This is a genomic window from Pseudarthrobacter sp. 05T312 (assembly GCF_056396685.1).
The window spans coordinates 1-23576 of record NZ_JBFTLY010000006.1; the positions used below are offsets into that span (position 1 = coordinate 1).

Annotated in this window: 23 protein-coding genes and 1 pseudogene; 17 read left to right on the plus strand and 7 right to left on the minus strand. The window is 67.3% G+C overall.

The features are described 5' to 3' along the window. Positions 1–145: 145 nt before the first annotated feature. The 3 genes from AC1DIP_RS10210 to AC1DIP_RS10220 all read right to left on the minus strand — a co-directional run bounded on the left by AC1DIP_RS10210 (position 146) and on the right by AC1DIP_RS10220 (position 2871). Positions 146–898, minus strand: coding sequence for a DUF429 domain-containing protein (locus tag AC1DIP_RS10210; protein WP_476208514.1), 753 nt, complete (start codon positions 896–898; stop codon positions 146–148). Positions 899–904: 6 nt separating this feature from the next. Then, entirely contained in the window at positions 905–2248 is a 1344-nt protein-coding gene (locus AC1DIP_RS10215) for a carboxylesterase family protein (protein WP_477733657.1), read from the minus strand. Between the two features lie 134 nt (positions 2249–2382). Beyond that, positions 2383–2871 (minus strand): inorganic diphosphatase, encoded by a 489-nt coding sequence (locus tag AC1DIP_RS10220; RefSeq protein WP_214939237.1) that lies wholly within the window; start codon positions 2869–2871, stop codon positions 2383–2385. 216 nt (positions 2872–3087) lie between these two features. On the opposite strand from AC1DIP_RS10220, the gene dacB reads away from it, so the two are divergent. Then, positions 3088–4524 carry a D-alanyl-D-alanine carboxypeptidase/D-alanyl-D-alanine endopeptidase gene (dacB, locus tag AC1DIP_RS10225; protein WP_477733778.1) on the plus strand — a complete coding sequence of 479 codons (1437 nt, stop codon included), beginning with the start codon at positions 3088–3090 and terminating at the stop codon, positions 4522–4524. Positions 4525–4530: 6 nt separating this feature from the next. Here the strand turns inward: dacB and AC1DIP_RS10230 are convergent, their stop codons facing one another. Further along, a complete protein-coding gene (locus tag AC1DIP_RS10230; protein WP_476208518.1) occupies positions 4531–4734 on the minus strand; it encodes a hypothetical protein in 204 nt (67 codons plus the stop codon). Between the two features lie 249 nt (positions 4735–4983). Between AC1DIP_RS10230 and AC1DIP_RS10235 the strand changes: the two genes are divergently transcribed. From AC1DIP_RS10235 to AC1DIP_RS10295, 13 genes are all read left to right on the plus strand, one after another. After that, a complete protein-coding gene (locus tag AC1DIP_RS10235) occupies positions 4984–6129 on the plus strand; it encodes a zinc-dependent metalloprotease (protein ID WP_477733658.1) in 1146 nt (381 codons plus the stop codon). Between the two features lie 108 nt (positions 6130–6237). Further along, positions 6238–7311: a tRNA lysidine(34) synthetase TilS gene (gene tilS, locus AC1DIP_RS10240; protein WP_477733779.1), complete on the plus strand. Its 1074-nt coding sequence runs from the start codon at positions 6238–6240 to the stop codon at positions 7309–7311. Positions 7312–7341: 30 nt separating this feature from the next. Next, complete coding sequence (gene hpt / locus AC1DIP_RS10245; RefSeq protein WP_141158593.1) at positions 7342–7893, plus strand: hypoxanthine phosphoribosyltransferase; 552 nt, start codon at positions 7342–7344, stop codon at positions 7891–7893. A 223-nt stretch (positions 7894–8116) separates the two neighbouring features. Continuing rightward, positions 8117–10180 carry an ATP-dependent zinc metalloprotease FtsH gene (gene ftsH / locus AC1DIP_RS10250; RefSeq protein WP_476208522.1) on the plus strand — a complete coding sequence of 688 codons (2064 nt, stop codon included), beginning with the start codon at positions 8117–8119 and terminating at the stop codon, positions 10178–10180. 9 nt (positions 10181–10189) lie between these two features. Then, positions 10190–10834, plus strand: a complete 645-nt coding sequence (folE, locus tag AC1DIP_RS10255; RefSeq protein WP_476208524.1) for a GTP cyclohydrolase I FolE — start codon at positions 10190–10192, stop codon at positions 10832–10834. A 9-nt stretch (positions 10835–10843) separates the two neighbouring features. Next, on the plus strand, positions 10844–11782 hold the full coding sequence (gene folP, locus AC1DIP_RS10260; protein WP_477733659.1) for a dihydropteroate synthase: 939 nt from the start codon (positions 10844–10846) through the stop codon (positions 11780–11782). 13 nt (positions 11783–11795) lie between these two features. Then, positions 11796–12182, plus strand: coding sequence for a dihydroneopterin aldolase (gene folB / locus AC1DIP_RS10265; protein WP_477733660.1), 387 nt, complete (start codon positions 11796–11798; stop codon positions 12180–12182). Then, a complete protein-coding gene (folK, locus tag AC1DIP_RS10270) occupies positions 12179–12724 on the plus strand; it encodes a 2-amino-4-hydroxy-6-hydroxymethyldihydropteridine diphosphokinase (protein WP_477733661.1) in 546 nt (181 codons plus the stop codon). The genes folB and folK overlap by 4 nt, the downstream gene beginning before the upstream one ends. Then, positions 12721–13269 carry a DUF3180 family protein gene (locus AC1DIP_RS10275; protein ID WP_476208531.1) on the plus strand — a complete coding sequence of 183 codons (549 nt, stop codon included), beginning with the start codon at positions 12721–12723 and terminating at the stop codon, positions 13267–13269. Before folK ends, AC1DIP_RS10275 begins: the two co-directional genes overlap by 4 nt. Continuing rightward, entirely contained in the window at positions 13250–13762 is a 513-nt protein-coding gene (locus tag AC1DIP_RS10280) for a PH domain-containing protein (protein ID WP_476208533.1), read from the plus strand. Before AC1DIP_RS10275 ends, AC1DIP_RS10280 begins: the two co-directional genes overlap by 20 nt. Then, positions 13759–15429 (plus strand): PH domain-containing protein, encoded by a 1671-nt coding sequence (locus AC1DIP_RS10285; protein ID WP_476208535.1) that lies wholly within the window; start codon positions 13759–13761, stop codon positions 15427–15429. Before AC1DIP_RS10280 ends, AC1DIP_RS10285 begins: the two co-directional genes overlap by 4 nt. Beyond that, positions 15422–16315: a Rossmann-like and DUF2520 domain-containing protein gene (locus AC1DIP_RS10290; RefSeq protein WP_477733662.1), complete on the plus strand. Its 894-nt coding sequence runs from the start codon at positions 15422–15424 to the stop codon at positions 16313–16315. The genes AC1DIP_RS10285 and AC1DIP_RS10290 overlap by 8 nt, the downstream gene beginning before the upstream one ends. Further along, positions 16316–17239 (plus strand): 4-phosphopantoate--beta-alanine ligase, encoded by a 924-nt coding sequence (locus AC1DIP_RS10295; RefSeq protein ID WP_477733663.1) that lies wholly within the window; start codon positions 16316–16318, stop codon positions 17237–17239. A gap of 104 nt (positions 17240–17343) precedes the next feature. Here the strand turns inward: AC1DIP_RS10295 and AC1DIP_RS10300 are convergent, their stop codons facing one another. Next, entirely contained in the window at positions 17344–17610 is a 267-nt protein-coding gene (locus tag AC1DIP_RS10300) for a hypothetical protein (protein WP_476208541.1), read from the minus strand. A 127-nt stretch (positions 17611–17737) separates the two neighbouring features. Between AC1DIP_RS10300 and AC1DIP_RS10305 the strand changes: the two genes are divergently transcribed. Beyond that, positions 17738–18355: a TetR/AcrR family transcriptional regulator gene (locus AC1DIP_RS10305; RefSeq protein ID WP_477733664.1), complete on the plus strand. Its 618-nt coding sequence runs from the start codon at positions 17738–17740 to the stop codon at positions 18353–18355. 73 nt (positions 18356–18428) lie between these two features. Here the strand turns inward: AC1DIP_RS10305 and AC1DIP_RS10310 are convergent. Then, positions 18429–20132: pseudogene (locus tag AC1DIP_RS10310) on the minus strand (HNH endonuclease signature motif containing protein). Positions 20133–20506: 374 nt separating this feature from the next. Between AC1DIP_RS10310 and AC1DIP_RS10315 the strand changes: the two are divergent. Next, positions 20507–21073, plus strand: coding sequence for a type 1 glutamine amidotransferase domain-containing protein (locus tag AC1DIP_RS10315; protein ID WP_477733665.1), 567 nt, complete (start codon positions 20507–20509; stop codon positions 21071–21073). 129 nt (positions 21074–21202) lie between these two features. Beyond that, positions 21203–22699 (plus strand): MDR family MFS transporter, encoded by a 1497-nt coding sequence (locus AC1DIP_RS10320; RefSeq protein ID WP_477733666.1) that lies wholly within the window; start codon positions 21203–21205, stop codon positions 22697–22699. Positions 22700–22712: 13 nt separating this feature from the next. Here AC1DIP_RS10320 and AC1DIP_RS10325 read toward each other — a convergent pair whose 3' ends face one another. Further along, positions 22713–23549, minus strand: coding sequence for an alpha/beta fold hydrolase (locus AC1DIP_RS10325; RefSeq protein WP_477733667.1), 837 nt, complete (start codon positions 23547–23549; stop codon positions 22713–22715). Between the last annotated feature and the right edge of the window lie 27 nt (positions 23550–23576).

The window sequence follows — 23576 nt, forward strand, 5'->3', positions numbered from 1 at the left end:
CGGAGCCAACAACTCCCCGGCCAATGCCTCCACATCCAAATACCCGCGTTGCGCGTCCTCGCGTCCCTGCATAAGACCAGTCTTAACCACCAGACCCACCAGTCCAGTCGACGCGCCCACATCCGCCGATTAGTTCAGCAGTCTCCTAGAGCGGGAGGTCGTCCAGCGTGCAGGAGGGCAGGTGGATCCAGCCTTCGCTGCGGGCAGCTTCCGCGTGGGCATCATCGGGCAGGATCGTCCGACGGCGGGCTGTGGCCCGGGCGGTCAGCGAGGCGATGACGGCGTCGAACAGGTCGTCCGAAGCGGTAATCCGGTCCCGGTGCGCGCCGAGGTCCAGCCACGGGGCCTGCTCCTCGAGGGCCGCCAGCAGGAGGCCCAGGCGTTCGGCTTCGGGGATGCCGCGGCCCTTGTAACCCCGGCCGTTGAGGCCCCAGATCTTCAGTGATGCCGCCGGGTACACCTCGGCAAGCCGGCCCGAGCCGTCCCGGAGCTGAGGCCCGTACACCGCCGCGATCTTTGCCTGGATCACCGCGCAGCGCATGGCAGGGTGCGCCAGCCGGTCCGCGGAAACGCTCAGCGGAATCAGGCCGGTCCGGGCGGTGCAGAACCGGTCCGTGTCCCGGTACGCAAGAAGCCGCCGGCCCGCGATGCCGTCATGTTCCAGGACGGGCGCGGCGTCGAAGTTGAGGTGGCCGGTGAGGAACGGGATCAAGGCGTCCGGCCAGCCCACGGGGCAGTCGACGCCGGTCATGTCGCAGCTGCCGAACAGCTCCACGATCTCCTCGTCGTCCACGTCCAGGGCCAGGTGGGCCAGCCGGGCCCGGTCTTCGGTCCAGTCGATGACGGCCACGGCAGTCTTCTTGGTGGCCGCCGCCAGGTCCACGCCAAGGGTCCTCATGGGCTGTCAGATCCGCCGGTAGTGCAGGGCGCCGTCCACTGCGCCGGCCTCGCCCAGGTCATCACCACGGGCAAAACCGGCCCACAATGACCTCACCGCCCTGCCGGTCATGTCCACATCCTCCCAGCGGGCGCCGGCGATCAGGCCCACGCCGTCCCACGTCTTGCGGTTTCCCAGCAGCAGCGGCAGGTCGATGGTGTGGGCGGCGCCGAAGATGTTGCCGGGTGCATGCCAGTCCAGGACGTACCGGTGCGCCTTCCCGCCCGCTTTGGCATGCCGGCGCGCAAACCTTCGGGTGGCCCGGCCGTACACGGTTTCGGTCACCAGCCAGTCGATGGCGCGCACGGCGGCCTTGCCCACCACCGGAACCGCGGCCAGGCGCATCAGGTGCGGGCTGCGGGGAAGGAACAGCCGGGCTTCCTCGGAGGTATGGCCGATCAGCACCTCGATGGCGGGGGCCGTCCGGTTCCAGGCGGCCTCGATGACGGACTCCGCGGGAAGCGGATCATGGCCGTACTGGGTGCCAAAAGGCATGGCGGCCAACATCCCGAACTTCTTGGCCACCTGTGTCACCTCTGCTTCGAGCGCCACCACGTCCATGGCAGGGGTCTGTTCCGTGACGCCGTCCGCGGCAATTCCCATGGCCTGGTTCATCTTCGCCCGGCCGCGGGTGATGCCCAGTGGAGCGCTTTGGATGATGGCGCGCTGGAAAAGGGTTGGAGCCTCGGGTGTGGCCATCAGGTGGGCGATCGCGTCGCCTCCGGCGGACTGGCCGAACGCAGTGACCCTGCCGGGATCGCCCCCGAACGCGGCGATGTTCCGCTGCACCCACCGGAAGGCCTCAAGCTGGTCCAGGAGCCCCAGGTTGCCGGGCCGCCCTGCAGGTGTGGCCAGGAAGCCGAACAGTCCAAGCCGGTATGTCACCGAGACCACGATCACCCGGTCTTCGGCCACCAGCCGTGCAGGGTCGAAGATGGCGAGGTCCCCGGAGCCCGTGGTGTAGGAGCCGCCGTGGATCCAGACCATGACAGGCAGCTTCTCATCCGGTTCCAGACGGACGGGCAGGGTGATGGAAAGGTTCTGGCAGTCCTCGCTGCCCGGAAGCTCGCCGTATTTCGTGCCCAAGACGTCGTCCAGGAACGGGACCGGCGCCTGCGGGCATGCGGGAGCGGGGGACGTGGCGGCATATTCGCTGGTCCAGTCCCGGACCGGTACCGGCGCCTGGAAACGCGGGGCCCGGGCGTAGGGAATGCCGGAGGCACGCACAACGTCGCCGTCACGCCAGCCGCTGACGGGCCCGCACGGGGGATGGAACAGAAGCTGGGACGTCACGGCTGGCTCGGAATTCACAGCCCCACCCTGCCATAACTTCCTGAAACAACGACGGCGGGTGCCCGGCTTCGGAAAGCCGGGCACCCGCCGTCGTACTGGTGGTTGAGCTTGTCAGAACCCCAAGGTTTCAACAAGCTCAACCACCAAGAAAACTAGTGTCCGGTGGGGACGTAGCGCTTGATGGAGGCTTCCAGCTCGGCTTCGGCTGCGGCGCGGTCGCCCCAGCCCTCGGCCTTGACCCACTTGCCCGGCTCCAGGTCCTTGTAGCGGGTGAAGAAGTGCTCGATCTCCTTGATCAGGAACTCGTTGACGTCGCTGACTTCCTGGATGTGGTCAAAGCGGGCGTCCACCGGCACGCATAGGATCTTGGCGTCTCCGCCGCCGTCGTCGGTCATGTTGAACACGCCGATGGGGCGGGATTCGACGATGACGCCCGGGTGCAGGTCGAAGTCCTGCAGGAGCACCAGTGCGTCCAGCGGGTCGCCGTCCTCGCCGAGGGTGTTCTCGAAGTACCCGTAGTGCGTGGGGTACTGCATGGAGGTGAAGAGGACGCGGTCCAGGCGGACGCGGCCGGTCTCGTGGTCAACTTCGTACTTGACGCGTGATCCCCTGGGGATCTCGATGGTCACGTCGTGCTTCATGGGAATGCTCCTCGGCAATTGCAGGGGGTGCGCGGCACACAGGACGGGCCTATCAAAAAGCGTGTCGGTGCCGCCGACTACAATTGAGGATATAGCGAGAGGCCCTGGAATCAGGAACTTGTGGGGAAATTTCAGGACTTGAGGACCGGCACCAGCATGACCACACCACCCGGCGGGGAACGTTTGCGCGACCGGCGTTTCCGACGCTCCGGCAGCATGGCCCGGGAGGCAGGGAAGCCCTGGCACCTGGTCCTGGCCACCCTGGTCCTGCTCGCGCTGGCCCTTCCGGCGGCACTGCTTGTTGCTCCTGGGTTCCGCGGACCGGAGGCCCCGGCGCCGGCCATCCCTGCGCCGGCCTGGCAGCAGGCCCCCGCCACACTGTCCGCCCCGCAGGTGCTTGCACCCCTCCAGCCTTCGGCCCCGGTGCCCGCAGCGTCTGCCGTGGCGGCGCAGGTGGAACCGGTACTCACGGCCGACGGCGGCGGTACTTTCACAGGCATGGTGCAGGACGCGCTCACGGGCCAGGTCCTCTTTGACCGGGGTGGCTCGGAAGGCCGGGTGCCGGCGTCGAACCTCAAGCTGCTGACTGCCGTGGCCGCGCTGCGCACCCTGGGACCGGACCACCGGTTCACCACCAAGGTGGTGCAGGGCCCTGCTCCCGGCCAGGTGGTCCTGGTGGGCGGCGGAGACGTCCTCCTGGGGGCAGGGGAATCGCAGCCCGGGCAGACACTGGGCCATGCCGGCCTGGCCACGCTTGCCGCCCTGACCATGCAGTCCCTGCAGGCCGCCGGCACCACCGGCGACATCAAGGTGCTGGTGGACGACTCCCTCTTCACCGGCCCTGCACTGAATCCCAACTGGTTGTCCGGCGACGTGGAAGCCGGCGAAATCGCCCCGCTCTACCCGCTGGCGCTCAACTCCGCGCGGTTCGACCCAGCCGTCACCACCGGTCCCCGCCCCCAGGATGCGGCCATGTCCGCAGCGCAGGAATTCGCGGCACGGCTCCAGGCAGCTGGTGCCGGAGCGGGACTGACCGTCGCGGCCGGCGTCGACCGTTCAGCCGGCGCGGCCAAGGCCGGTGCTGCCGTCCTGGCCAGGGTTGACTCGGCCACCGTGGCCGAACAGGTGGACCTGATGCTGCAGGTCTCGGACAACTACCTGGCCGAGACCATGGGCCGGATGGCGGCGGTGGCCACTGGCCGGCCCGGCAGCAACGATGGCGCCACGGCCGCAGTCACCGCCGAACTGGCGGCAGCGGGGGTCACCCCGGACGCCGTGAAGCTGGTGGATGTGTGCGGGCTGGCCATGGGCAACCAGGTCACGGCCCGCCAGTTCACGGACGTGGTGCGCGCCATGACCACCGGCGCTGATACCAGGCTCCGCTCTGCCTTGGACGGTTTCCCGGTGGGCGGACTGTCCGGCACCTTGGACACCCGCTACGGGGACTCCACCACCTCCGGCGGCGCCGGGCTGGTCCGCGCCAAGACCGGAACCCTGAACACGGTGCTGGCGCTCAGCGGCTATGTGGTTGACGCAGACGGACGGCTCCTGGTGTTCTCCTTCATCGGCAACGGACTGACGCCCGGAGCTGCCGGCAACAAGGTGGCATTGGACCGGGCAGCCACCGCCCTGGCAGGCTGCGGCTGCCGGTAGGGTTGCCTACTCCGCGCGGCGCTCCGTTGCGGGGACGGTTCCCGGCTGTGCCGCCTCCGCGGCTGACGCGGCGGCGGGCGCCGGAACTGCAGCCATAGCGGACGGTGCGGTGGTGCCAAGCAGTGCGGCCATGACGACGGCGGCCAGCACCGACTTCCAGCCCTTGCGCGGACCGACGGTCAGGGGAGCGATGGGACGGTAGGGGATCATGGTGTCCTCCTTCGGTGGGGATGGCCCGGCGGTGAAGCGCATGGGCGGCCCTGCCCCGCATAGACGGTGCGGGGCGGCAACGCCCATGCGGGTAAGGGCCGCTCCTGTGCGGGCGGGATGTTTCGTGGTTTCCACTGTGCGGGTCCGGACTGGGACAGCGCTTTCGCCTCCCTGTGCAGGGGCTGTGGAAGTTTCGCCGGTCAGCGAACTTAAGGACGATCCCCGGCCTGCTGTGTTCTGATGGGAACCATGGAGTCCACTGCGCGCGAGTCCGCACCGACGTTGTCCCCGGAAGCCCAGTCCAACCAGGCGCAGGCCCTGATCAACTGGGACCTCGCTGCCTCTGCCGCGGCGCGGCTGGCTCCGGCCGGACCCGTGCTCGACGGAAAAGCCATCGGCGAGGCGGTGGACAGCCTGCGCCGGCTCGCTGACGCATCCGTTCCCCATGTCCACGAAATCACCGGGCTGGAAGCGGCCCGAGACCTTCGCGATTCCTCCGTGCTGGTGGTGGACCGGGCATCCTGGGCCAAGGCCAACACCCAAAGCTTCGCGGTAATGCTCAAGCCCGCCATGCAAAAGATGCTTGACACCCGCCGCGGAAACCTCAGCCCCGCGGCCGCCCAGGTCAGCGGCGCCATCACCGGCAGCCAGCTGGGCGCCGTCCTCGCCTTCCTGTCCAGCAAAGTCCTGGGCCAATACGATCCCTTTGCAGCCCTCGCGGAGAACTCCACCGCCCCTGCCGCAGGCCGGCTCCTGCTGGTGGCACCAAACATCATCTCGGTGGAACGCGAACTCAACGTCGCCCCGGAGGACTTCCGGCTCTGGGTGTGCCTGCACGAGCAGACGCACCGGGTGCAGTTCGCGGCGGCACCGTGGCTGCGCCACCACATGCTGGAGCAAATCGACGAACTCAGCGGGCACCTCCTGGGCAACGTCGACTCCCTGATGGAGCGTGCCTCAGCTGCCGCGCGTTCACTGAAGGACCGTTCCGCCAGTGGTAACGCGCCGGGCCGCGGCGCCATCCTGGACCTGCTGCAGGATCCCGAGGAAAAGGCCGCCATCTCGCACCTCACCGCTGTGATGAGCCTGCTCGAGGGGCACGCGAATGTGGTGATGGATGCCGTGGACGCCAGCATCGTGCCTTCCGTGAAGACTATCCGGCAGCGTTTCAACGACCGCGGCAAGGACCGCGGCGTGATCGAGAAGTTCATCCGCAGCCTCCTGGGCCTGGACGCCAAGATGCGCCAGTACTCGGACGGCGCCCGCTTTGTCCGCGCCGTGGTGGACGTGGCCGGCATGAAGGGCTTCAACAAGGTGTGGGACTCGGTGGACCACCTTCCCACCGAGCCCGAAATCCACGATGCCAAGCTGTGGCTCGACCGGATGGGCCTCTAGTTGCCTTCAGAGGTACCGGTGGGCGCCCCGGCGGCTGAAGCACAGGGCGCCCGGAGCGGCCGACGACGGCCCGGCAGGTTGGCGCCCGTCGTCGGCACTGCGCGCAAACTGCTGCAGAACGCCCTGGCCGGCGCCGGCTATCCCCGCCACGTCCTCGTAGCCTGCAGCGGCGGACCGGACTCGTTGGCGCTCGCCGCCGTGGCCGCCCACTTCGCCCGCCGCGGCCACGTGGACGGCCACCCGCTGACCGTCGGCGCCGTGGTGGTGGACCACCAGCTGCAGGAGGGGTCCGGGGATGTCGCCGCCCGCACGGCTGAAGCCTTGCAGGACCTGGGCCTGCAGCCGGTGGAAATCCGTACCGTCACGGTGGCCGGCGCCGGAATGGGCCCCGAGGCCGCCGCCCGCGAAGCCCGGCACGCCGCGTTGGAGGCTGCAGCCACAGATCAGGGCGCGCAGGCAGTGCTGCTGGGCCACACCCTGGACGACCAGGCGGAGCAAGTACTGCTGGGCCTGGCCCGCGGCTCCGGCACGCGGTCCCTGGCCGGTATGCGGCCGGCCCGTCCTGGAACCGGAAATGCCGTCCTCCTGCGCCCCTTCCTGGAGCTCCGGCGGGCGGACACGGAAGAAATCTGCGCCGTGGAGGAGCTGGATCCCTGGCACGATCCCACCAACTCCGACCCCGCCTTCGCCCGGTCGCGGACCCGGGTGGAAGTCCTCCCGCACCTCGAGGAAAAACTGGGTCCCGGCGTCGCCGAATCATTGGCCCGAACCGCTGCCATCCTCCAGCTGGACGCCGACTACCTCGAGGATGTGGCGGAAAGCACGTACGCCTCCCTGGTGGAGCGGGAAGGCAGGGACCTGAGCCTGCCGGAGGAGGAGCTGCGCGCGCTGGCGCCTGCCATCAGGTTCCGCGTCATCGCCAAGGCAGCGGCCGACGCCGGCGGCCAGCAGCCCAGCTACCGGCGCCTTTTGGCGGCGGAGGCACTGCTGCGGCGGCAAGGTTCAGCCGGTCCCGTGGAGCTTCCCGGCGGAGTGGCGGTGTACCGGTTGTCGCTCGCGCAGCTGGAGGAATCGAAGGACACTGCCGCTGCAGGGGCCCGGGGCGCCGCCGGTTCCGTTCCCCGCGAACCCGCGCGCTGTGGGAAGCTAGTATTCCGGCCTCAAAAACCGCCCGCAAAATAGTCGCACCCCGCATCTAAACAGGAGCCATTGGTGGATTCAAACGACGTCCAGGCAGATCTCAAGCACGTTCTCTACACCAAGGAACAGATCCAGCAGCGGATCACCGAACTCGCCGCGCAGATCGACAAGGACTACGAGGGACGCGAAATCCTCATCGTTGGCGTCCTCAAGGGTGCCGTGATGGTCATGGCTGACCTGGCCCGGGCGCTGCACAGCCACATCTCCATGGACTGGATGGCCGTGTCCTCCTACGGCTCCGGCACCCAGTCCTCCGGCGTGGTGCGGATCCTCAAGGACCTGGACACCGACCTGATGGGCAAGGACGTGCTGATCGTCGAGGACATCATCGACTCCGGCCTGACCCTGTCCTGGCTCAAGACCAACCTGGAATCCCGCGGGACGGCCTCCGTGGAAATCTGCACCGCCTTCCGCAAGCCCACCGCCGCCAAGGTTCAGATCGACGTCAAGTACGTCGGCTACGACATCCCCAACGAATTCGTGGTGGGCTACGGCCTGGACTACGCCGAGAAGTACCGCAACCTGGACTTCGTAGGCACCCTGGCCCCGCACGTCTACGAGTAGGCGCCGGCCGCGGAAAGCCCCGGCCCGCACCGCCCGGCGCACACCCTTCCGTGCGCCCGGCGGCGGAGGGACCGGGCCGCTACGCCCACAGGGAACTTTTGCTTTTCGCTATGCGTGATTTACTCCGGACGGTGTATAGCTAGAAGCTGACGCAGCACCATCACGCGCGCAGACTACTCGCCGTGAAGCACTACCGGAAGGGACGGGGCCAGCCCCCGAACAGATGAAAGCTAAGAACTTCTTCAAAGGCCCGGGCATCTGGATCGTCGTTGTGGTCGGTCTGCTCCTCGTGGCTTTTGCAACGCTCGCCCCCGGCGGTGCGGCCCGGATCGACACGGACAAAGGCCTTGAACTGCTCTCCAGCAACAAGGTGGAGCAGGCCAAGATCTTTGACGGCGAGAACCGCGTTGACCTCACGCTGAAGGACAACCTGCAGGTGAACGGGCAGGACAAAGGCAAGAGCGTCCAGTTCTTCTTCGTGGATGCCCGCGCACAGGACGTGGTGAAGGCTGTCACCGACGCCAAGCCGGCCCAAGGCTTCACGGACCAGCCGATTGAAAGCAACTGGTTCTCAGGCCTGCTTTCCCTCCTGATCCCCGTGATCCTGCTGGGCGCACTCTTCTGGTTCCTGATGACCCGCATGCAGGGCGGCGGCTCCAAGATCATGCAGTTCGGCAAATCCAAGGCCAAGATGGTCAGCAAGGACATGCCGCAGGTGACCTTCGCCGACGTCGCGGGCTCGGACGAAGCTGTGGAGGAACTGCAGGAAATCAAGGAATTCCTGCAGGAACCGGCCAAGTTCCAGGCCGTCGGCGCCAAGATTCCCAAGGGTGTGCTGCTTTACGGCCCGCCCGGTACTGGTAAGACCCTGCTGGCCCGCGCCGTTGCAGGCGAGGCCGGGGTCCCCTTCTTCTCCATTTCGGGCTCCGACTTCGTGGAAATGTTCGTCGGCGTCGGCGCCTCCCGCGTCCGGGACCTCTTCGAACAGGCCAAGGCCAACTCGCCGGCCATCATCTTCGTGGATGAGATCGACGCCGTCGGCCGGCACCGCGGCGCTGGCATCGGCGGCGGCAACGACGAACGCGAGCAGACCCTCAACCAGCTCCTGGTAGAGATGGACGGCTTCGACGTCAAGACCAACGTCATCCTTATTGCCGCCACCAACCGGCCTGACGTCCTGGACCCGGCCCTTCTGCGTCCGGGACGCTTCGACCGCCAGATTGGTGTGGACGCGCCCGACATGATTGGTCGCGACCAGATCCTGCAGGTCCACGCCAAGGGCAAGCCGATGGCCCCCGGCGTCGACCTGAAGGCCGTTGCCAAGAAGACGCCTGGCTACACCGGTGCGGACCTGGCCAACGTCCTGAACGAGGCCGCGCTGCTCACGGCCCGCTCCAACGCCAACCTGATTGACGACCGTGCCCTCGACGAGGCCATTGACCGCGTTATGGCCGGCCCGCAGAAGCGCAGCCGCGTCATGAAGGAACACGAGCGCAAGATCACCGCCTACCACGAAGGCGGCCACGCCCTGGTGGCGGCTGCCCTGCGGAACTCGGCGCCGGTCACCAAGATCACCATCCTTCCCCGCGGCCGGGCCCTGGGGTACACCATGGTGGTTCCGGAGAACGACAAGTACTCCGTGACCCGCAACGAACTCCTCGACCAGATGGCTTACGCCATGGGCGGCCGGGTGGCGGAGGAAATCGTGTTCCACGATCCCTCCACCGGCGCCTCCAACGACATCGAAAAGGCAACCGGCACCGCACGCAAGATGGTCACCGAATACGGCATGAGCGAACGCGTCGGCGCCGTGCGCCTGGGCCAGGGCGGGGGTGAGCCCTTCCTGGGCCGCGACGCCGGGCACGAGCGCAACTACTCGGACCAGATTGCCTATGTCGTGGATGAGGAAGTCCGCCGCCTGATCGAGCAGGCGCATGACGAGGCTTACGAAATCCTCACCGAAAACCGGGACATCCTGGATATCCTGGCCTTGGAACTGCTGGAGCGGGAAACCCTCAACCAGGCCGAGATTGCCGACATTTTCCGTGACGTGCGCAAGCGTGACTTCCGCGAGGTGTGGCTGTCCAAGGAGACCCGTGCCGTGCAGCTCACCGGGCCGGTGGAGAGCCGCCGGGAGCGGGCAGAGCGCGAAGCACAGGAGGAAGCCAAGAAGGCCCGGCTGGACGAGCCGCTGGACGCCCAGCCCCCGCATTCGCAGGGCGTTCCGGAAGACGCTCCGTTTCATGGAGGCACCCCCGACTCGGGGCCTGACACCCTTCGCGGCTAAGCTTTCCCTGTGACTTCCTTCGACGACGACGACGTTTCCGCCTCCGCCGCCTACCCGGCGGAGGCCGGTTCCCACCACTCCAAGAGCGAAAAGGTGGACCGGCCACGGATTGAGGCGGCCGTCCGTGAGATCCTCCTTGCCATCGGCGAGGACCCGGACCGCGGCGGCCTCGTGGACACCCCCAAACGGGTTGCAAAGGCCTATGCGGAGGTGTTCGCCGGGCTGCACCATGATCCGGCGGACGTCTTGTCCACCACCTTCGACCTGGACCATGAGGAACTGGTCCTGGTGAAGGACATTCCGTTCTATTCCACGTGCGAGCACCACCTGGTGCCGTTCCACGGGGTGGCCCACGTCGGGTACATTCCCTCGCATGACGGCAAGGTGACCGGGCTGAGCAAGCTGGCCCGGCTAGTGGACATCTACGCCCGCCGCCCCCAGGTGCAGGAACGGCTGACCACCGAAATCGTCGAGGCGCTGGTGCAGCACCTCAGACCCCGCGGTGCCATCGTCGTTGTCGAATGCGAGCACATGTGCATGTCCATGCGCGGCATCCGCAAGCCCGGAGCGAAGACCGTCACCAGTGCGGTCCGCGGGCAGCTTCATGACCCGGCCACCCGTGCCGAAGCCATGAGCCTCATCCTCGGAAGGTAACCACAGACCATGGATACACTCGCTGCAGCCCCCGGAACGGGGCCCGCAACATCCCCGCTGCCCATCCTGCGCAAGCCGCGGCCGGCCGCGCGCTTCGAAGACCTGCCCACCGGCCGCACCCTGGTCATGGGCATCCTGAACGTCACCCCGGACTCCTTCAGCGACGGCGGCAAGCACGCGACGGCGGACACCGCCATCGCGGCCGGCCTGCGGATGTTCTACGCCGGCGCTGACATTATCGACGTCGGGGGCGAGTCCACCCGGCCCGGCGCCGACGACGTGACCCCGGATGAAGAGCAGCGCCGCGTGCTGCCTGTGATCGAAGCGTTGGTGAAGGCCGGCGCCCTGGTCAGCATCGACACCACGCACGCCTCCACGGCAGCCGCTGCCCTCAAGGCCGGTGCCGCGATCATCAACGACGTCTCCGGACTGACCATCGAACCCGAGATGGTGGAGCTTGTGGCAGCCTCAAAGGCGCCCTACGTCCTCACCCACCGCCGGGGCGACGCCCGGACCATGAACTCGCTCGCCGAATACACGCACGTCGCAGGGGAAGTAGTGGCGGAGTTGGCCGGGTTGCGGGACAAGCTTTACGTCGCAGGCGTCAGCCAGGAACAGATCATCATCGATCCGGGCCTGGGGTTCGCCAAGAACGACGCCCAGAACTGGGAACTGCTGCAAAACCTGGACCAGCTGGACAGCCTGGGGCACAGGGTCCTGGTGGCCGCCTCCCGCAAGCGTTTCCTCGGCACCCTCCTGACCGTCGCCGGAAAGTCCGCCGCTCCGGACGAGCGGGACGCTGCCACGGCCGCGATCACGGCGATCAGCGCCAGCCGCGGGGCATGGGCTGTGCGTGTACACGATGTCGGCTCCAGCCTTGACGCGGTCAAGGTGGCGGCGCGCATGGCGGCGGCACCCTCGACACAAGCCGTACCTAAAACGCAATAGGGCCGGGGGACCCATGGACAGGATTACGCTGACCGGAGTGACGGCCGTCGGCCACCACGGTGTCTTCGATTTCGAACGCCGGGAGGGCCAGCCCTTTGTTGTGGACGCCGTGCTCTACCTGGACTTCACCGGTGCCGCGCAGTCCGACGACGTCCGGGACACCGCCCACTACGGCGAGGTGGCGCAGCGTATTACCGACTGGATCACCGGGGAGCCCCTGAACCTCATTGAGGCACTCGCGGTGCGGATCGCCGACAGCCTCCTGTCCGAATTCGCGCTTCAAGCCGTGGACATCACGGTCCACAAACCGCAGGCCCCCATTGAGGTTCCCTTCGGGGACGTGGCAGTGACGGTCCACCGGGCTCGCGCCGCCGCTGCGCCGGCCAGGGCACAAGCATGAACGGGATCTACACCAAGGCTGTGCTGGCCCTGGGAAGCAACCTTGGGGAACGGAATGAGACCCTCACCGAGGCCGTGGCGGACCTGGTGGATCCGCCGGAGGTCCGGCTCCTCGCCGTCTCGCCCATCGTCCAGACCAAGGCGGTGGGCGGACCTTCCGGCCAGCCGGACTTCCTGAACATGGTCATCACCGTGGAAACCATCCTCACCCCTGCGGAACTGCTGGAACACTGCCAGGCCGTGGAGAACAAGCACCTCCGGGTCCGCGAGGTCCACTGGGGACCGCGGACGCTCGACGTCGACATCATCACCTACGGCGAGCTCCGCAGCGACGATCCCGTCCTGACCATCCCGCACCCCCGCGCAGCATCACGCGCTTTCGTCCTCTATCCGTGGTCCCTCATCGAACCCGGCGCCACGTTGAACGGCGAACGGATCAGCACCTTGGCAGTCCAGGCCGACGACTTCAAGGATCTTGCCCCGTTCGACGGTTTTGGGGACTTTGACGGCCTGCCCACGGCGGGAGCTGTGGACGAGCGATGAAGCCCATCAACCCGCTGCGTTTGCTGCTGATCTGCGTCATTCTTGCCATCGCGGGCTGGTCGGCCACGGTTGTCACCAGCCGGTTCAGCATGGCCACCCCTGTCCTGCCCTCCACCGCCCTTGCCACGATGGGCGTCATCGTCGTCATTACCCTGATCCTGGGGATCCGGATCCTGAGGTGGCGGAACAGCCACCAGCCCAACAGCAAGGCGAAGAAGACGCAGCTTGACCCCCTGCTGGCCGCCCGGACCCTGGTCCTGGCGCAGGCGTGTGCGTACGCCGGGACGGTGCTGCTGGGCTGGCACGCAGGCATTTTCCTTGACCAGCTGCGGATCTGGAGCCTGCGCAGCGACCAAGGCATCACTTGGCTTGCCCTTGCCATGGCCGGCGGCGGCCTGGTGATGATCGTGGTGGGACTCCTCGTCGAGCGGTTCTGCAGGATTCCCCCGGAGGACGGCGAAACCCCCGGTACCGACGGGAAGAAGGGCCGCGCCGCCCGCGGTGAGGCCGCCGGGGAAGGCGAGTATGCGTACCGAGGCGATTGACCCGCCCGGTATTGCCTGGCAGCGGGTTTCCCCTAAGTACGTGACGGTCCGGCTGGTGGAGTGGGCGCTGGCCAACGTCCTTACGGTGCTGGTCCTGTCCGCGCCGCTGGTGTTAGTTCTCCTGGGATGGTGGCGGTGGCCGCCGCTGTGGCTGGCCGTCACCGTTCCGGCCGTTACCCTGCTGGTCGCCCTGTTGCGTCTGGTTCTCATCCCACGGCAGGTCCGGGCCATTGGCTACGCCGAGCGCGACGAGGACCTCCTCGTCAGGAGCGGCATTTTCTTCCAGCGCATCATGGCCGTCCCCTACGGCCGCATGCAGTATGTGGACATCGCGGTGGGGCCGGTGGAGCGCGGGCTGGGCCTGTGCACCGTGAAGCTCCATACGGCATCCCCTGGCACCAACGCGCGCATTCCCGGCCTCCCGGCAGCGGAAGGGGCGCGGCTCCGCGAGCAGCTGGCCGCGCGCGGCGAAGCCAGGCTGGCAGGACTGTGACCACTGACGGCCCGTTGCCCGGAGCGGCTCCGCTCCCACCTGCCGCTACACCGGAAAGCCACGGAACGTCCGACGGCGAGTGGCTGCGCGTGCATCCTGCCTCGCCGTTCGTCCGCGGCTGGGTTGCGCTGGCCGCCATCACGTTCTTCTTTGGCCGCGACCTCTTTGAGCGGACGCTCCAGGGCCAACCAGTGTTCGAGGACGGGTTTGCCCGCCGTGCGCCGTGGCTCCTCGGCGGCGGTGCCGCGGTACTGGCTGTGGCAGTCCTGGGGTTCGTCCTGACCTGGTACTTCACCAAGTACCAGGTCTCCGGCGGCTATGTCCGGGTCAACACCGGCCTCCTCTTCCGCCAGCACCGGCAGGCACGCCTGGACCGGGTGCAGGCCATTGACATCGTGCAGCCGCTGCTGGCCCGCATCTTTGGGCTGGCCGAACTCAAGTTCGAGGTTGCCGACGCCGGCGAATCAGCGGTGCGGCTTGCCTATTTGCGGATCGACGACGCCCGCCAGTTGCGCGCCACCATTCTTGCCCGGGCCTCCGGGGCTGAAACAAATTTCGGTGCGGGTCCGGCCGCCGGATTCGACGCCGCGGGGCCTCCAGGTCCCGGCAGCCCGTCGGCGGCGTCCTTCGGGCCGCCCGCACCCGAGGCACCGGAACTCCAGGTACTTCGCGTGCCGCCGTCGCGCCTTATCGGATCGCTCCTGCTGAGCGAGCAAAGTTTCTTCATTGTGGTGGGCGGTTTCGCTTCCGTGGTCCTGTCCGCGCTGACGGACAACCGCGCTTTCTACTTCTACCTGGTACCCGCAGCGCTGGGCCTTGCCGCCAGCTACTGGAACTTCTTCAACAAGGGCTACAACTTCACCGCCGCCGTCTCACCGGACGGCATCCGGCTGCGGTATGGGCTGCTGGACACCCAGGCGCAGACACTTCCGCCGGGCCGGATCCAGGCAGTGAAGATCGCCCAGCCGCCACTGTGGCGTCCCTTCGGCTGGTACCGGATCCAGGTGAACGCCGCCGGCTACGGGACGTCCGGCAACGCCGCGGAAGGGAACACCCGGACCATCCTCCTGCCGGTCGGGAAGTTCGCGGACGTCATGGCCATGCTCTCGCTGGTCCTGCCAGACCCGGGAACCGAACGGCCTGCTGAGGTGTTTGCCGCCGGACTCGGTGGCAAGGATTCCGGCGGCGGCTTCACCACCACGCCGCGGCGGGCCTGGCTGCTGGCGCCCCTGGCATGGCGCCGGAACGGATTTGCCGCCACGGACACAGCACTGCTGATTCGTTCCGGGCGCTGGTGGCGGGACCTGGTGCTGGTGCCACACCAACGCACGCAGTCACTGGCGATCCAGCAGGGGCCGGTGGCGCGGCGGTTCCGGGTGGCCGACCTGGTCCTGCACACGACGGCCGGTCCCGTGGCCCCGAGGCTGAGCCAGGCGGGACTGGACGAGGCCCGGCAGCTCTTCGATGACCAATCCGCGCGGGCCCGGCTGGCCAGGAAGCGGCAAACCACCGAACAATGGTTGCGGCAGGTTGCTCCGACAGTGGAACCTGCGGCCGTGCCGGGCACACCGGTTCCCGGAGCGCCGCATTCCGGGACGCCGCATTCCGGGACGCCAGCCAGTGAAGCCCGCACCCACTACCAACAGGAAGGCCAGCAGCATGGCTAAGCCCGGACGCCTCGGCGTCGGAATCATCGGTGCCGGCAAGGTGGGCGCCGTGCTCGGTGCGGCCCTGCGCGCCGCCGAACACGCCGTCGTCGGAGTCTCGGCCGTGTCCGACGCCAGCCGGGACCGGGCCGAGGCGCTGCTCCCCGGAGTGCCCGTCCTGGAAGTGCAGGACATCGTGGAGCGTGCCGAACTGGTGCTGCTGGCGGTGCCCGACGACGCCCTGCCGAACTTGGTGGAGGGGCTGGCGAAGCTTGGCGCCTGGCAGCCGGGACAGCTCGTGGCCCATACCTCGGGCCGGTTCGGCGTGGGCGTACTGCATCCGGTCCGTGCCGCCGGTGCGGTTCCGCTGGCGCTGCACCCGGCCATGACGTTCACGGGCATGAGCCTTGACCTCACCCGGCTGCTTGACTGCACCTTCGGCGTGACGGCCGATGCCGCCATGCTCCCCATCGCGCAGGCGCTGGTGGTGGAGATGGGGGCGGAGCCCGTGGCCATTGCCGAGGCGGACCGGACGCTCTACCACGCGGCCCTGGCCCATGGTTCCAACCACTTGGTCACCCTGGTGGCACAGGCGTCGCAGCTCCTGCGCGAGGTGGGAGTGGAATCGCCCGAACGCATGCTGGGGCCGCTGCTGCGCGCCACCCTGGAAAACGCGCTGGCCTCGGGGGAGTCTGCGCTGACCGGGCCCGTGGCCCGCGGTGACGTGGGCACCGTGCGTGCGCACGCTGAGGCGTTGCGGGAGTTCGACGGCGGCGGGCATGGGGACGTGCTTGAGGCCTACCTTGCGATGGCCCGCGCCACTGCCCTGCGCGCTCAAGGGCGCGGCCTGCTGAAACCCGACCAGCTGAAGGGGCTGCGCGAGGCCCTCGATCCGAAGGAAGACTGAATGCCCATTCAACTCGTCACCACCTTGGCCGGCCTGAAAGCCGAAAGCGCCCGTTTGCTCGGCGCGAAACAGGGTGTCTCCCAGGGGCTTGTGCCCACCATGGGCGCCCTCCACGAAGGCCACGCAACGCTGGCGCGCACCGCCGTCGAGCAGAACGATGTGGTGGTGGCCAGCATCTTCGTCAACCCCCTGCAGTTCGGCGATGCCGTTGACCTGGACCGCTACCCGCGGACGCTCGACGCGGACCTCGCCCTGCTCGAGGAGCAGGGCGTTGACCTGGCGTTCGCGCCCTCCGTGGAGGAGGTCTACCCCGGTGGTGAGCCCCTCGTGCGGATCACTTCCGGGCGCCTGGGGGATAAGTGGGAGGGCGCCTCGCGGCCGGGCCACTTTGACGGCGCACTCACTGTGGTGGCCAAACTGCTGCACTACGGCATGCCGGCGGCCGGCCTTCCCGCCGGCCCCGCGGATTCTGCCGGCGGCAACCTGCCTGCGTACCGGGCCTACTTCGGGCAAAAGGACGCCCAGCAGCTGGCCCTGGTCCGGCGGATGGTTTCCGACCTGAACTTCCCGGTGGAGATCGTGGGCGTGCCTACGGTGCGCGCAACGGACGGGCTGGCGCTGTCCAGCCGGAACCGCTTCCTGTCCGATGCCGAGCGGGACGCCGCGCTGGTCCTGTCCAGGGCCCTGCGGCTGCTGGAGGAAAGGGCGCACGCCCATGAGCCGCTGGACCTCGACTCCGCGCTGGCGATGGTGGAATCCCAGCCTTTGGTGGAACTGGACTATTTCGATGTGGTGGATCCGGCCACGCTTGAGCCGCTTGCCGAGAACTGCCGGGAAACACCCTTCCGTGGCGAGGCCCTGGCGCTCATCGCGGCCAAGGTGGGGCCGGTCCGCCTGATCGACAACGTGCCGCTCAGTTCATAGGTACCGGGAGCATAGGTTCGGACAAATAGGTGGGACGGGGTGCTGCCGCGCCGGATTTGCCTTGCAGCCAAGCGGGACCCGTTACGGCAGCCCTGCGGGACCTCTTAGGGGACTGGATGGTCCCGGTTGATCATGAGCTGTTCGAGCAGCGCGCGTTCGGGCTGGCCCGGGTTCCTGGCGACGCACCGGCGGAGTCGGGCCCTGACGAGCTCTTCACCCGGATCCTGGCCGCCGAGCAGCTCATCGATGATTTCCTGGGCCTGCCACCGGAGCGATTCGATGGCGAACTGCCGGACCTCGGCGGGCGTCTCACCGGACATCCAGGGATCCGGGTCCGACGGCACACTTTGGAACATCCGCTCTGCTGACATTGGGGCCTCCTTGCTCCAAACCGGCGGACCCTCGGTGCGCCTGTGCGGTGTCCTAAAGAACTGCGTAGGGAAAACACTACAGCGGGCAAGACCGGTCTGTCTTCCTCTGGGCTAGACTCCAAGTCCTATGAGCACAGAGGCGAAGGTCCCGATATCCGATTCGTCCTCCCCGGCTGCGTCGGAGGGCAGCACCAATTCCGTGGAACGGATCCTGTCGGTGGCCTACGAACTGTTCTCGCGCAGGGGAATCCGGGACGTTGGCGTCAATGAGCTGATCGACAGGTCGGGGGTGGCAAAAGCCACGTTCTACCGGCATTTCCCGTCCAAGGACTCGCTGGTCCTGGCCTTCCTGGAGCAGCGGGACAAGCTGTGGACCGTGGAAGCGATCGTTTCCCAGGCCCGTCGGCGGGGACACACGCCGGTTGAACGCCTGCTGAGCATCTTCGACGTCCTGGGGGAATGGTTCCAGCGCGATGACTTTGAGGGGAGCACCTTTACCCAGGTCCTGCTGGAGATGGGGCCGTCGCACCCCTTGGGCCAGGCCAGCATCAACTACCTGGCGAAACTCCGGGGCCACGTGCAGGCGCTGGCCGAGGAGGCCGGGCTTGTGGACCCCGATGGGTTCGCGCGCTCCTGGCAGATCCTGATGAAGGGATCCATCATCTCGGCCATCGGCGGTGACCTGGATGCGGGGAAACGTGCCCGGCAGATGGCGGCCTGGCTGATCGAGCACCACAAGGCATAGTCGACCGGTGCTGCAGAACCGGATTCAGGACTGAGTGCGGGAGCCTATGGACGGGCACCTACGGCCCGGGCGCCTATGGCATCCGGGAAAGGGCGAAAGGCGTGGCCAGGAATTCCGCCCAGAGTGGATCGTCGGCCGGCAGATCGTAGAGGTCCACATATCTGAGGTCTTCGGGTTCCCACGGAGGAGGGCATCCGAGGCTGGTGTCCAGGCATTGACATTGGAATTGGAATTGGCTTTCGGTGGACACGGCTGTCTGCTCGGTTGCTCCAATTGAGGTTTCCTGTTCCGGGGCGCCGCTGAACAACGCCGGGAGCCATTGTGGCCAGTGGGTTGGTTCGGGGTTGGATCGTTCTGCGTTGTAGTGGCGCCCCGTGGGTGAGGTCCAGCCGGGTGGTTGATTCTTGTTGGCTGGGTCGGGTGTCTATTGGCTGTGGTGTTTGAGTCGGTGGTGTTTGGGGCAGAGCTGTGCGAGGTTGTTGACGTTGGTGGTGCCGCCGTGTTGCCAGGCGGTGAGGTGGTCTGTTTCGTTGTCGGGGGTTTTGTTGGTGCAGCCGGGGAAGGTGCATTTGGTGTCGCGCATGCGGATCCAGTGTTTGATGGCCCCGGTGAGCCGGTAGTTTTTCCGGTCGATCTCCAAGGGTGCCCCGTCCCGGGGGGCGACGAGGACCCGGTAGAACGAGTCCGCCCCGTCGGCGACAAGTTTGCGTGCCATGGACGCCGGGATCGGCCCGAAACCATCCAGTACGCCGGGTTCATCGGTAAGGCCGAGGAGCGAGAAAACGGGCACGGTGACCAGGACATCGGCCCGCGGGGCAGGGACCTTCCCGATCCCGGTGACACCCTGCTTGCCCTGAACGCCGGGGCCGGGACCGTCTTCCCCGGCGTGGGCGGGGGTGTCCCCGGCTCCGGGCTTCACGCCAGCCCCCAGCAGCAGGGAAGCGGCGATGTCGGGGCGGAGCTGGGTGAGGGTGCGGGGTTCGTCGGGGCCTTGGAGGCCGCGGGCGGTGGCGGTGGTGCGGTTCCAGATCGCGCACGCGGTGTCGCCGGGCAGGTAGAGGGAGACCCAGGCCATGCCGTCCTTGTCAGGGGTGTATTCCATCCGCCGGTCAGCCACCCCCTTTGCATGGCGTTTCTCGATCGATTCCGGATGGTGGCGCTCCCGCCACGCCCGGACTTTGGCCCGGAACCGGGACGGAACGAGATCCCCCGGGGCCGCGCCGCGCGCGGGATGTGCCGCGGCGGGGTCGAAGAAATGCGTCACCAAAGACGCCGCGCCCTCAGGGGTAAGGCCCTCGCTCTCGTCCGCAACGATCCGGGCGTGCTGCCACGACATCGCGCCCGCAGCCAGTGCCTCGAACACCAGCGGCAGGGAACAGACCCGGCGGGACTGCTCCACCAACGCCCCCGCTGCGGCAGAGCTGATGGTCAGGACACCCGCGATCTCCTCCACCACCGACATCTGCGCGTAAGTGCGGTCCTGCACCGAAGCGTCCGGCGGCGTCATCGCCTCTTGCCGTTCAACGGCTCGGGCAGCCTGCCGGGACTTTAGCGCGGCGACCTGAGCTTCCAGCCGGGCTATCAGTTCCAAGCCTTCAAGGCACAGCTCATACCGCCGCTGCAACGCATCAACGCCGGCACCAACATCCACACCGGCACCCCCGGCGGTCGATGCAGCATCGTCAAGGTTCTGGTCCTCAAGAGTGAGCGCATTCAGGGCAGCCACAGAGGCGCGAACACCCTCCAAAACCACCCCAGCACCGCCCCTGATTCCCATACCGACATCATCCATCGACCCACTGACATGCAGGCCGTGAACCTTGGCCGCGCAAACGCCAAACGCGAACCGTTGAACGCCACCCCGACCCGAAGGCGCCTCGACCCGAAAACCCGCGCGCCGCCGTCGTACGCATTCCCGACGGGCAGCGTCTTCCCCGCACCCCAAATACCCGGCCCGAGAAGGAACCTGGGCAGCGCAGATGCGGAAGCGCGCAGCAGAAGGAACACGCATCCCACCGGGAGGGGCCCCAGAGCAGATAGTCAGCTTGCTTATTACTTTTCTCTTTCCTAGGCTGGAGTGGTCAGGCAATCAACTCTCAAGCGGGACCCCCGCGTGCCAAAAGCGCGCAACCGCAAGGATGAGGAGGAAAAATGTCAGAGCACAGCATCGCGGGCAAGAAGGTGGCATTCCTGCTGACTGATGGAGTGGAGCAGGTAGAGCTCACCAGTCCCTGGCAGGCAGTGAAGGACGCTGGCGGCGAGCCCACCCTGGTGGCGCCGAAGAGTGGCAAGCTGCAGGGCTACGACGGAACGGAAAAGGGCGATACCTTCGACGTCGACCTCACTGTCGGGGACGCCAACGCATCGGACTTCGACGCACTGGTGCTTCCGGGCGGTGTGGTGAACGCAGACCACCTGCGCGTCGACAAGGATGCCCAGAGCTTCACCCGCAGCTTCTTTGAACAGCACAAGCCTGTGGCATCGATCTGCCACGGACCGTGGCTGCTCATCGAGGCAGGAGTTATCCGGGGCCGGAACGTCACGTCCTACTTCACCCTCGAAACCGACCTGAAGAACGCCGGCGCCAACTGGACGGACCAGGAAGTGGTGGTTGACCAGGGCCTGGTGACCAGCCGCAACCCCGATGACCTTCCGGCGTTCAACAGCAAGCTGATCGAGGAAATCTCCGAAGGCCAGCACGCAGGGCAGACCGCCTAAAGGGACCCCCTAATGTTCCCTCGGGGGTAAAAGAACCCATGCGGAGGAATTACTCCAACGGGTAGAGTGTTGGAATCTGCAGCGGCGCCGACCGCGCATCACTCTTAAAACACCCCTGAGGGAACACCCATGTCTACCGAAGTCTCTCCAAACGCCAGCGGACAGTCCGCCCCTGACCAGGGACTCGGCGAAGGAATCCGCCAAGGAACCCCGTCCGCCGCACCGGAGAAGATGTCCCGGGAGTCCGTAACCATCATCAGCACCCTGCTGGTGGCAACGTTCGTGGTGATCCTGAACGAGACCATCATGAATGTCGCCCTGCAGCGGCTCATGGTGGACCTCCGGGTGGATGCACCCACCGTCCAATGGCTGTCCACCGGATTCATGCTCACCATGGCCGTGGTGATCCCCACTACCGGCTTCATCCTCCAGCGCCTCTCCACCAGGGCAGTCTTCATGCTGGCCATGGGTTTGTTCGCCGGCGGGACCGCACTCGCGGCGGTGTCCCCAGGGTTCGAAGTCCTGCTTCTGGCCCGCATCGTCCAGGCGGGCGGCACCGCGATCATGCTGCCGCTGCTGATGACCACCATCCTCACCCTGGTCCCGCTGGCCAAGCGCGGCGCGGTCATGGGCAACGTGAGCATTGCCATCTCGGTGGCACCGGCCATGGGCCCCACCGTCTCCGGGCTGATCCTTGAGCACTTCACCTGGCGCTTCATGTTCGTCTTCGTCCTGCCCGTGGCCCTCGCTGCGCTGGCCATCGGTGCCAAATACCTCACCAACGTGGGCGAGGTGGAGAAGGGCAAGCTCGACGTCCTGTCCGTTGTCCTTACCGTCCCCGCCTTCGGCGGCCTGGTCTACGGGCTCAGCCAGATCGGCGGCGGCCACGGCGGCCAGTCGGGACCCAGCGCCGGTGCCATCGCAGCCCTGGTGATCGGTGTCGCAGCGCTCACGGTCTTCGTCCTGCGCCAGGTCCGCCTCCAGAAGGCTGCCGCGCCGCTGCTGGATCTTCGCGCGTTCAACTTCCGGATGTTCACCGTCTCGGTCCTGCTGATGGTGGTGGCCATGATGGCGCTGTTCGGCGGCGTCATCCTGCTCCCGCTGTACCTCCAGGAGGTCCGGGGCCTGGGATCGCTCGAGACGGGCCTGGCGCTGCTTCCCGGCGGCCTGGCCATGGGGCTGCTCGGCCCTGTCATCGGCCGCGCATTCGACAAGGTAGGCCCGCTGCCGCTCACCGTCACCGGCTCCATCCTCATGGTGGTGACGCTCTGGCAGTTTTCAATGCTCGACGCCGGCACTGCGGTGTGGTGGATCATCACCCTGCACGTGGGGCTGAGTTTCGGCCTGGCACTGCTGTTCACCCCAGCCTTCACCACAGGCCTGAACCCACTGCCGCCGCACCTGTACTCCCACGGCTCGGCGATCATGAGCACCACGCAGCAGGTGGCCGGCGCTGCGGGCACGGCACTGCTGGTGTCCATCTTCGCAGTGGTGAGCGCGACGTCGGGCCTCGTCGCCGGGATGAGCGCCGCCTTCATGACGGCAACTGTCATAGCCGTCGCCGCCGTCGTGCTTTCCGCGATGATGCGCAAGACCGAAGGTGCGGGGCACGGCCCGGCACACTAGTCCTTGCGCAGGCTCAGCCGGCGAAGAAGTCGCTCAGTTCCTTGATCAGCTTGTCCGGGGCCTTGATGGCGCCGTCGTGGCCGAAGCCGGGCAGGATGGTGTAGCTGGAGCCGGAGAGTACGTCGTGGATCTGGCCGCAGGCGATGCCGAAGTAGGCCGGGCTCTTTTCGCCCACCACGATCAGCGTCTCCAGAGGCAGTGCCTGGAACGGCTCGGCCGGCATGTCCGCGGCAATGATGGCCTTGATCTCGCGGACGCCGGTGCGCATCAGCTCGCGCTGCTGCTTACCTTCCGTGGTGCCCGCGGTCAGTTTGTTGGCGAGGGTCAGCATGGAGAGCGGCATCCTTGATGAGAAGGAGCCGCTGGCTTCCAGGCCGCGCTGGATGACAGCGAGGGCGCGGTCGTCGTCGCCTGCCGCGATGGCGCGCTCGTACTCCACGATCCAGTCCGCGGTGACGCTGCCGTTCACGGAGACCGCGGGATCGTAAACCGCCAGGCGTTCCACCGGAAGGGTCCGCGCTGCGTGCAAGGCAACGGCACCGCCGAAGCTGTGGCCAAAGACATCCGTGCTGGAGGTGTGCTTCATGACGGTGTCCAGGTCGCGGATGTCTACGTCCAGCGTGTAATCCTCGGGCTGCGGGGACGATGAACCGCGGCCGCGCCGGTTGAACGTGTGCACCGGCCGGCCCAGGGCGGCGCTGAGCTTCTGAGCGAATTTGGTGTAGTCCGCGGCCGTCACCATCGAAGGCGGCACCACCACCACGCCCGAACCCGCCGAAGCGAGTTCCGCGCCGGTGGAGAAGAGCTCAATCGTGCCGCCGTCGGGGGTCCTGATGTTCTCTCGCGTCATGCTCTGAGCCTAGCCGAGCAAGTGGTT